The sequence below is a fragment of the Halobacterium sp. CBA1126 genome, from assembly GCF_009741975.1.
Classification (GTDB): Archaea; Halobacteriota; Halobacteria; order Halobacteriales; family Halobacteriaceae; genus Halobacterium.
Genome location: NZ_WPCF01000115.1, coordinates 1 through 7,460, shown reverse-complemented (window position 1 = coordinate 7,460; position 7,460 = coordinate 1). Strand labels below are relative to the sequence as shown.

The window sequence follows — 7,460 nt, the reverse complement described above, 5'->3', positions numbered from 1 at the left end:
ACTACGTCCCGGTGGCCGATGCACAACGTCTCCTCGCCCATCGCGACGATGGCGAGCGCGCAGGTCCGGCGCCGCCATCCCGAACAGCCTCGCCGTCGAGTTCCACTCCTACGAGCTCGGCTGGTGGTCGGACCTCGTCGAGGAGGACGTCATCGAGGACGGCTCCATCACCGTCCCCGAGGAGCCCGGCCTCGGCCTGACCCTCGACCTCGACACCGTCGAAGAGCACATGGTCGAAGGCGAGACGCTGTTCGACCCCGCATAGCGGGGTCGAGCGAGTGGGTCGCAGCGCGAACGCAGTGAGCGACCGTCTCACTACGTTCGACGAAGCGTAGTCTAACGGAGCTTCGTCGAGCACGCCGAGCTTCGCTCGGCGGCGTTCGACGAGGCGTAAGCCTCGTCGTGCTCGACAGACGAGCGTAGCGAGACGAAACGAACCCTAATTCTCCGAGCCGTTCGCCCGGGTAGCTACTCGCCGAGGCGCGCGTCCGTCACGTCGATGTGGCCGCGGTCGCCGTTCCAGACGGTCTCGTACGCCAGCTCGATAGGGCGGGACATGTGCGGGCCGTCCGTGACGAACGTCTCGAACTCGCCGCCCTCGCCGAGCACGTGGACGCCGTACTCGTCGTTGAGCGCCTCGAGCTCGTCCAGCGCCTCGCGGTCGAGCGTGCGGCCGAGCCACGACTCGTCGAGGCCGTAGGCGGCGACCTGCAGAATCGTGATTTCGAAGCCCGCGTCGAGCATCTCGTCGGCGAGCGCGCGGGGCTCGCGCTGCCACAGCGGCGCGAACACCTCGCAGCCGAGCCGCTCGGCCATCGCCTCGATGCGGGAGGTCTGGTACTCGCTCTCGACGGCGCCCGCGGTGACCCCGGCGAGGCCGCCGTCGAGGTCGGCGGCGAGGTCGGCGAGCGCGGCCTCAAGCGGCTCGAGTTCGGTGTCGCCCTGCGCGCCGGACTCGCTGGCGGCCGACGCCTCGAAGTCCGCGGGTTCGACGTCCACCAGCGGGACGCCGACGCTCTCGGCGGCGAGGCCCGCGAGCCGCGTCGCGGGCACGTGGTACATGTACGAGTCGCCCTCGGGGTGGACGGTGACGAGCCGCGCGACGTCCAGGCCCTCCTCGAGCGCGCGGTACAGCGCCCACGAGGAGTCCTTCCCGCCGGAGAACAGGCTCACCCACTGGCCGTCGGTCATACGCCCGCTTGCCGCCCGGCGTTGAAATACTCCACTATGGCTCCACGGGCCCCTCGCCGTCGACGTCGACGCCGCTGAACCGGGTCGCCACGCGGATGCCGACGACGCTGACGAGCACGCCCGCGACGACGAACGCCGCGAGGCGCTGCTCGGGCGTGAGCACGAAGCCGTCGACGGAGAGCGCGCCGAAGTCGGTCGCGGGCACGGAGACCGGGTCGAGCTCGCCCGCCAGCTCCATGAAGTACGCCGAGAACCCGCGGACGACCAGCCCGACCGCGAGCACGCCGAACGGGAGGTTGAGGAAGGAGGTCCGGACCGACTCCCGGCGGATGAACTCGTCGAACAGCCGGCCGGCGCTGGCCGCCAGCCCGCCGAGCGCGACCCACGGGACGCTGTAGTACGTGAACGCCATCGCGGTCAGCAACAGCGGCGTCTCCGCGGGGAGGTCCGAGACCTCGAGCGCGCCCGCGAACACGCCGACGAGCGCGAGCCCGGCCGCGACGACATACGTGACGATGGAGACGCGCCCGGAGTACAGCGCGTCCCGGGCCTGCGCGGGGACCTCCGCGAGGTAGTTCTCGATGCTCAGGCCCTTGTAGAGGACGAACAGCCCGATGACGGCGGTGATGGCGGCGACCGACACCGCGAGGCTGCCGGTCACCATCAGCAGCGCCGGGAACACCAGCAGCACGATGCCCAGCGGCACGAGCACGGTCTGCCGGAGCTCCTCGTCGGCGAGGAACTGCTTGAGGAGGTAGTACGTCGACTCGAGGTCGCGGGCCTGCCGGACGACCACGCGGTCGACGGCGTCGACCTGCAGGCGGCTCTCCACGATGGGGACGACGCGCTCGTCCTCGGCGCTGTCGATGACGACGACCGCCGAGTCGGGGTCGTAGCGGTCGATGAGGTCGTCAAGCTGGGCGGCGACCGAGCGGTCCGCGGAGACGCTGTCGCCGCTCCCGGAGATGGCCGCGACCACCGCGTCGTCGTCGCCGTCGCGGAGGTCCCGGGTGACCCGCAGCGCCTCCAGCAGGCAGTTCACCGCGGAGTCCTCGGGGTCGGCGACGCCCATCTCCACGACCAGCGACTGCACCGCCTCCCAGCCCGCGACCGGCGTCTGGAGCCCGGTCTCGCGGGGGATGTCCCCGGTCCGGTCCACACAGACGACCAGCGTTCGCATCTGTCGTCCACAGCGTCGCGCCGCCGTGGTAAAACCCCGCGCTCGGGTCAGCGGAGGTCGACAGTCGTCCCGTCGCCGACCGCGTCGGCCAGCCCCGCGCCGAGCGCGTACGCCGCGCCGACGGCGGTCCGCCGCATCCGCACGAACACGCCCCGCGGCGGCTCGAACTCCCGCACCTCGACGTCGTGGCCGAGTTCGCCTTCGAGGTAGGCCTCCGCGGCGTCCCGCGTCCCGAGGTCATCGACGAGGTCGCGCTCGCGGGCGTCCCGGCCGACGTAGACGCGGGCCTCGGTGTCCCGAATCTGCTCGGGGGAGAGGTTCCGGCCCTCGGCGACGCGCTCGACGAACGACTCGTAGACGTCGTCGACGAGCCCCTGCAGGTAGCGGCGGTCGTCCTCGCGCATCTCCCGCAGCGGGTTGCCGGCGTCCTTGTACTCGCCGGCGACGAACCGCTCGTAATCGACGCCGAGGTCCTCGGCGAGCGCCGCGGCGTTCAGCGTCGACCCGCGCACGCCGATGCTGCCGACGAGGCTGTTCTCCCGGGCGACCACGTGGTCGCAGGCGCTGGCGATCCAGTAGCCGCCGCTCGCGCAGACGTCCGTCACGTACGCGACGGTCGGCCCGTCGAAGTCCCGGACGGCGCGCCGGACGTCGTCGCTCGGGACGACCTCGCCGCCGGGCGTGTTCAGCCGGACGGCCAGCGCCTCCGTGTTGCCGTCCTCGTCGGCGCGCTCGATCTGGTCGACCACGGCGTCCGCGGGAATCTGGCGCGGGTCGGTCGGCAGCGACTCGCCGCCGTCGCGGGCGATCGGGCCCTCGACGCTGACCTCCGCGGTGTCGTACGCGGCGAAGGCGGTGTCCGCGGCGTTGCCCGCGAGCCGCAGGAACCCGGCGGCCGTCCCGAGCACCAGCAGGACGCCGAGAATCGTCGGACCGCCCGCCGGGACGCGCACGAACAGCGACCAGCCGACCGCGACGCCGACGACCACGCCGACCGCGAGCACGACGAGCCGACCGACTCGTTTGGAGAGTGTGTCCATGGCTACGCCGTCGGCGGCCGGCCCCGTAATTCACGCGGCCGACCGACTGCGAGCAGTGCCGTCGCTGTCGACCGGAAAATACGGAGAAATCCGCAGATAGCGTCGCTTAGAGGTGGCCGGACTTCTGGAGCTTGCGGAGGTCCTCGGTGTCGAGGGTCTCGCCCTCCTTGAACCGCTCGTAGATCTCCTCGGCCTCCTCGCGGGCTTCGGCCTGCTCGGCGGCGCGCTCGTCCTCGCGCTCCTCTTCTTCCTGCTTGTCGAGCTCGCGGAGGCGCTTCTGGACCTGCACGAACGCCTCGTGGTGGGCGTCGGCGGCTTCCTGGGCTTCCACGAACTTCTCGTGCATCTCGTCGGCCTCGTCGCGGATGTCGTCGGCCTCGCGGTAGGCCTCGATCATCTCGTTGTGGTGCTCCTGGGCCTTGTCCGCGAGCTCCGTCACCTTCTCGTGGTGCTCGGAGGCTTCCGCGCGGACCTCCTCGGCCTCGTCGACGAGCTCTTCGAGGTTGCCGGACTCGTCGAGTTTCTCCTTGCGGTCCTGGTACTCCTCGCGCTTGTCCTCGATCTTCTCGATGAGCTCGCGCTCGTCCTCGGTGGAGAGGACCTCGGTCTGCTGCTTGAACTCGAGCTGCTCGATCTCCTCTTTGAGCTCCTCGAGGTCCTTGCCCTCGTCGAGTTCGAGGTCCTGTTTGCGCTGCTCGACCTCGTCGAAGAGCTCGTTCGCCTCGGCGTTGAGCTCGTTGCGGACCTCCTTGTGCTCCTGGACGCGCTCGTTGAGCTCGTCGCGCTTCTCGCGGTGCTCCTGGGCCTCGTCGACCTTCTCTCGGGTCTTGGCGTTGAGCTCGTCTCGGTCGGAGGCTCGCGAGCTCGCGAGCTGGTTCAGCTCGTTGCGCCGGTCGCGGAACTGGCCGGCGTTCTTGATGAGCTGCCCCTTGGACTTCTCCTGGAGTTCTTCGTCAGTAATGAGTTCGTCTGCGCTCGATACTTCGATAGTTTGTTCTTCCTCAGCCATTGTTCAAACCTCGATGCCATACCCGCTGGGCGTTCGCGACAGCCGTCGCTCGGAGCGTGTTACTTCCCGGTCGGAAGGAGAACGTCCTGTCATTCTCTCGGGCTGTGCACGAACGCACGCAGCGTTCTGGTACCCGATAGTAACCCGCCACGCCACTTAAAATTTCCGGCGAGGCGTGCCGTGCAAGCAGTTGTCAGACCCCGTTCAGCGAGTGGTAACGGCTCCCACGACCCCGGGTAGCGTTACTTAAAGAACCGGGCGGGGAACGCCGCACACAAGTGCGGCTCCCGACAACCCCAGCGCATGGAAGAAGTCGTGCGGGCGACCGGCCACGAGCACGTCGCCGCCGAACACGCCTCGACGCTGGAAGTGACGACCGACGACTACCTCACGCCCGCCGGCGACTGCATCGTGGGCATCGACGCCGACCGCGCGCCCGCCGACTTCGACGACGAGTTCGTCGCCGCCTGCCGGGACGAGGACGCCACTGTCACGCTCGTCCTCGAAGCCGACGGCCACCGCGAGGAAGTCACGGGTTCGGGCCACCCCGACCTCGAGTTCGCGGACGACCGCAGCATGGTCGGCCGCACCAGCGACTACGTCGACGACCGCACGATCTTCGTGGACGCCGACAAGGCCGCCGCGGACCTCGACCGCGACCTCGTCGCCGCGCTCGCCGACGGCGCGGCCCTCACGGCGACGCTGCGCGTCGAGTAGGCTTTTCCTCCTGCGCGACCGACTGCCGCGTATGGACGAACCCGCGGAGAACATCTCGGGCGGCGACGCGGCCGCCGGCCGCTTCACCGAGTTCGAGCCCGGCGACGGGACGAGCCGCGCGGAGGCCGTCGTCGACCGCCTCGGGGAGCTGTACTGGCAGAAGGCGTACGGCGGCCGGGACGCCTTCGAGTGTCTCGTCCGCACGATTCTCAGCCAGAACACCAGCGACAAGGCCAGCCAGCCCGCCCACGACGCGCTGGTCGAGCGGTACGGCGGCGAGGACGTGGACCTCGCGGAGTCGCTCGCGAACGCCCACCAGGACGAGCTCGCCGAAACCATCTCCTCGGCGGGGCTGTACAACCAGAAGTCCGAGACCCTGATTCGCATCGCGGCCCGCGTCTGCGAGGAGTACGGCGGCGAGGACGGCTTCGACGAGTTCGTGCGCACCGGCGACCCCGACGAGGTGCGCGAGGCGCTGCTGGACATGAAAGGCGTCGGCCCGAAGACCGCGGACTGCGTGCTGCTGTTCGCGGGCGGCCGCGACGGCGTCTTCCCCGTAGACACGCACGTCCACCGCATCGCGCGCCGGCTCGGGCTCGCGGCCCCGGACGCCGACCACGAGGACGTCCGCGAAGCCCTCGAAGCCGAGGTGCCCGGCGAGAAGTGCGGGTTCGGCCACACGGCGATGATTCAGTTCGGCCGCGAGTACTGTTCGGCGCGCGAGCCCGCCTGTCTCGACGGGCCGGAGGCGTGCCCGCTGTACGACATCTGTGATAGGGTCGGCGTGGACGAAGTCGGCGAGGACGTCGTCGACCCGGCGGACGCCGCGGGCGACTAGTCGAGGCTCCGCCAGCAGGTGTCGGTGAACGACGCCAGCGGGATGTCGACGTCGGAGTCGACGCTGACGAACAGGCCCGTGTACTCCCGCTCGGCGAAGTGGAACGCGGTCACCTCCTCGAAGCGGTGCATCGAACAGCGGAGGTTCCCCGCGTCGAAGAGGTCCTCGAGGTGTTCGCGGCTGATGCCCTCGAGGACGAGGTTCCGGTGGATGGCGTCCCCGCGGTCCTCGAGGCGGGCGGTGACGTCCCCGCGGGCGTAGCGTAGCTCGTAGCCGTCCCGGTCGTACTCGGCGACGACCCGCAGTGCGTCTCCGGCCTGCTGCTGGAGCTTCGCGACGAGTTCGTCGCCCCCTGACATGTGTTGTCGTAACGGCCGGACGCGTTTGAAAGTTCGGCCGCGGGCTACGCGCTCCGGCCGTCTATCGTCTCGTTGCCCTCGAAACTGAAGTCGTCGCCCGCGGACGGCCCCACCGAGAGGAACGGGAGGTCCAGCTCCCACTCCGCGACGACGGAGAACCGCGAGAACGGGTTCGAGAGGAACTCCGGGAGGTCGCCGACGCCGTCGAAGCGCAGCTGGACGTCGACGGCGACGACGCGGGCGTCCATCGCGGAGCCGACCGCGCTGAACCCGAAGTCGCCGGCGGCGCCGAGGTTCGTGAACAGGTCGAGGTGGAGCCAGACGGAGATGTTCGTCTCGTTGCCGCCGACGTCGAACCGGTGGCCGCCCTCTCCCTCGACGGGCTGGTCGGCCTGGGCGCCTGTACGGCGGGCGCGGCGACCGCGGCGAACCGGAGCCAGCCACTCCCGCTGTCGCGGGTCGCGCCGAGCACGGCGAAGACGCCGACCTGCGCGGCGAGGACGCCCGCGGTGAGCGCCCGTCCCATCGTCCAGCCGGCGACGGCGGGGTGGGCGAACGCGCCGACGAACGCCGCGAGGACGCCCACCGAGAGGGGGACGCCGACTGCCGCCGCGGCCAGCCGCGTCGTGTCCCGGACGCCGAGGTGGACGGTGCCGCCCGCCGCGACGGCCGCAATCGCGGTGAACAGCGGCACTGCGCCGGCCGCCATGAAGTACAGCGACACCTGTCCGGTCGCGACCACCGCGCCGGCGACGAGCGCGCCGGCGCCGAGAACGACGGTGCCGGCGGTCTGCGCGTCGACGTCGGGCGTCAGGTCCGGAACGGCGCCGACCGCGCGGAAGAGCACGGCGAGCACGGCGAGCGCGGGCCCGAGCGCCATCGCGGCCCCGCGGAGGAACGCGGGGACGGTCGCGGCGACGAGCGCGAGCCGCGCGGCGGCCGCCGACGCGGGGCCGTGGCCGGGCGCGAACGTCACGTAGTCGTCGTCCGCGTGGTCGGTCCACTCGACGACCGAGACGCCGCGGTCGTGGCTCGCCGCGACGTGCGTGCCGGGCGCGTGGAGGGCGAACAGCTCGGCGTTCACCGTCCAGCCGGTCGACGTCTCCGCGAGCGCGTCGACCACGAC

7 protein-coding genes and 2 pseudogenes are annotated in these 7,460 nt (G+C 70.8%); 3 read left to right on the top strand and 6 right to left on the bottom strand.

The window, feature by feature from the left end:
• Nucleotides 1-265 (top strand): annotated as a pseudogene (locus GJ634_RS13030) (enolase C-terminal domain-like protein); the annotation flags it as partial.
• Between the two features lie 203 nt (nucleotides 266-468).
• Here GJ634_RS13030 and GJ634_RS13025 read toward each other — a convergent pair.
• The 4 genes from GJ634_RS13025 to GJ634_RS13010 form a co-directional block, all read right to left on the bottom strand.
• Nucleotides 469-1,191 carry a diphthine--ammonia ligase gene (locus GJ634_RS13025; RefSeq protein ID WP_157503295.1) on the bottom strand — a complete coding sequence of 241 codons (723 nt, stop codon included), beginning with the start codon at nucleotides 1,189-1,191 and terminating at the stop codon, nucleotides 469-471.
• Nucleotides 1,192-1,225: 34 nt separating this feature from the next.
• Nucleotides 1,226-2,371, bottom strand: coding sequence for a DUF373 family protein (locus GJ634_RS13020; RefSeq protein ID WP_157503293.1), 1,146 nt, complete (start codon nucleotides 2,369-2,371; stop codon nucleotides 1,226-1,228).
• 47 nt (nucleotides 2,372-2,418) lie between these two features.
• A complete protein-coding gene (gene sppA / locus GJ634_RS13015; RefSeq protein ID WP_157503291.1) occupies nucleotides 2,419-3,411 on the bottom strand; it encodes a signal peptide peptidase SppA in 993 nt (330 codons plus the stop codon).
• Between the two features lie 106 nt (nucleotides 3,412-3,517).
• Nucleotides 3,518-4,420, bottom strand: coding sequence for a coiled-coil protein (locus GJ634_RS13010; protein ID WP_157503289.1), 903 nt, complete (start codon nucleotides 4,418-4,420; stop codon nucleotides 3,518-3,520).
• A 303-nt stretch (nucleotides 4,421-4,723) separates the two neighbouring features.
• Here GJ634_RS13010 and GJ634_RS13005 point away from each other — a divergent pair, with 303 nt between their 5' ends.
• Together GJ634_RS13005 and nth are read left to right on the top strand one after the other, a co-directional pair.
• Entirely contained in the window at nucleotides 4,724-5,137 is a 414-nt protein-coding gene (locus tag GJ634_RS13005; protein ID WP_157503287.1) for a DUF371 domain-containing protein, read from the top strand.
• Nucleotides 5,138-5,168: 31 nt separating this feature from the next.
• A complete protein-coding gene (gene nth, locus GJ634_RS13000) occupies nucleotides 5,169-5,975 on the top strand; it encodes an endonuclease III (RefSeq protein WP_157503285.1) in 807 nt (268 codons plus the stop codon).
• Here the strand turns inward: nth and GJ634_RS12995 are convergent.
• Together GJ634_RS12995 and GJ634_RS15625 are read right to left on the bottom strand one after the other, a co-directional pair.
• The gene (locus tag GJ634_RS12995) at nucleotides 5,972-6,334 is read right to left on the bottom strand and encodes a hypothetical protein (protein WP_157503283.1); all 363 of its coding nucleotides are present in this window, start codon (nucleotides 6,332-6,334) and stop codon (nucleotides 5,972-5,974) included. The genes nth and GJ634_RS12995 overlap by 4 nt on opposite strands.
• Before the next feature lie 61 nt (nucleotides 6,335-6,395).
• Nucleotides 6,396-7,460 (bottom strand): annotated as a pseudogene (locus GJ634_RS15625) (hypothetical protein); the annotation flags it as partial.

Coding starts and splice junctions, on each gene's coding strand:
- sppA (WP_157503291.1), bottom strand. CDS start 3,411: ATGGACACACTCTCCAAACGAGTCGGTCGGCTCGTCGTGCTCGCGGTC.
- GJ634_RS13020 (WP_157503293.1), bottom strand. CDS start 2,371: ATGCGAACGCTGGTCGTCTGTGTGGACCGGACCGGGGACATCCCCCGC.
- GJ634_RS13025 (WP_157503295.1), bottom strand. CDS start 1,191: ATGACCGACGGCCAGTGGGTGAGCCTGTTCTCCGGCGGGAAGGACTCC.
- GJ634_RS13010 (WP_157503289.1), bottom strand. CDS start 4,420: ATGGCTGAGGAAGAACAAACTATCGAAGTATCGAGCGCAGACGAACTC.
- GJ634_RS13005 (WP_157503287.1), top strand. CDS start 4,724: ATGGAAGAAGTCGTGCGGGCGACCGGCCACGAGCACGTCGCCGCCGAA.
- GJ634_RS12995 (WP_157503283.1), bottom strand. CDS start 6,334: ATGTCAGGGGGCGACGAACTCGTCGCGAAGCTCCAGCAGCAGGCCGGA.
- nth (WP_157503285.1), top strand. CDS start 5,169: ATGGACGAACCCGCGGAGAACATCTCGGGCGGCGACGCGGCCGCCGGC.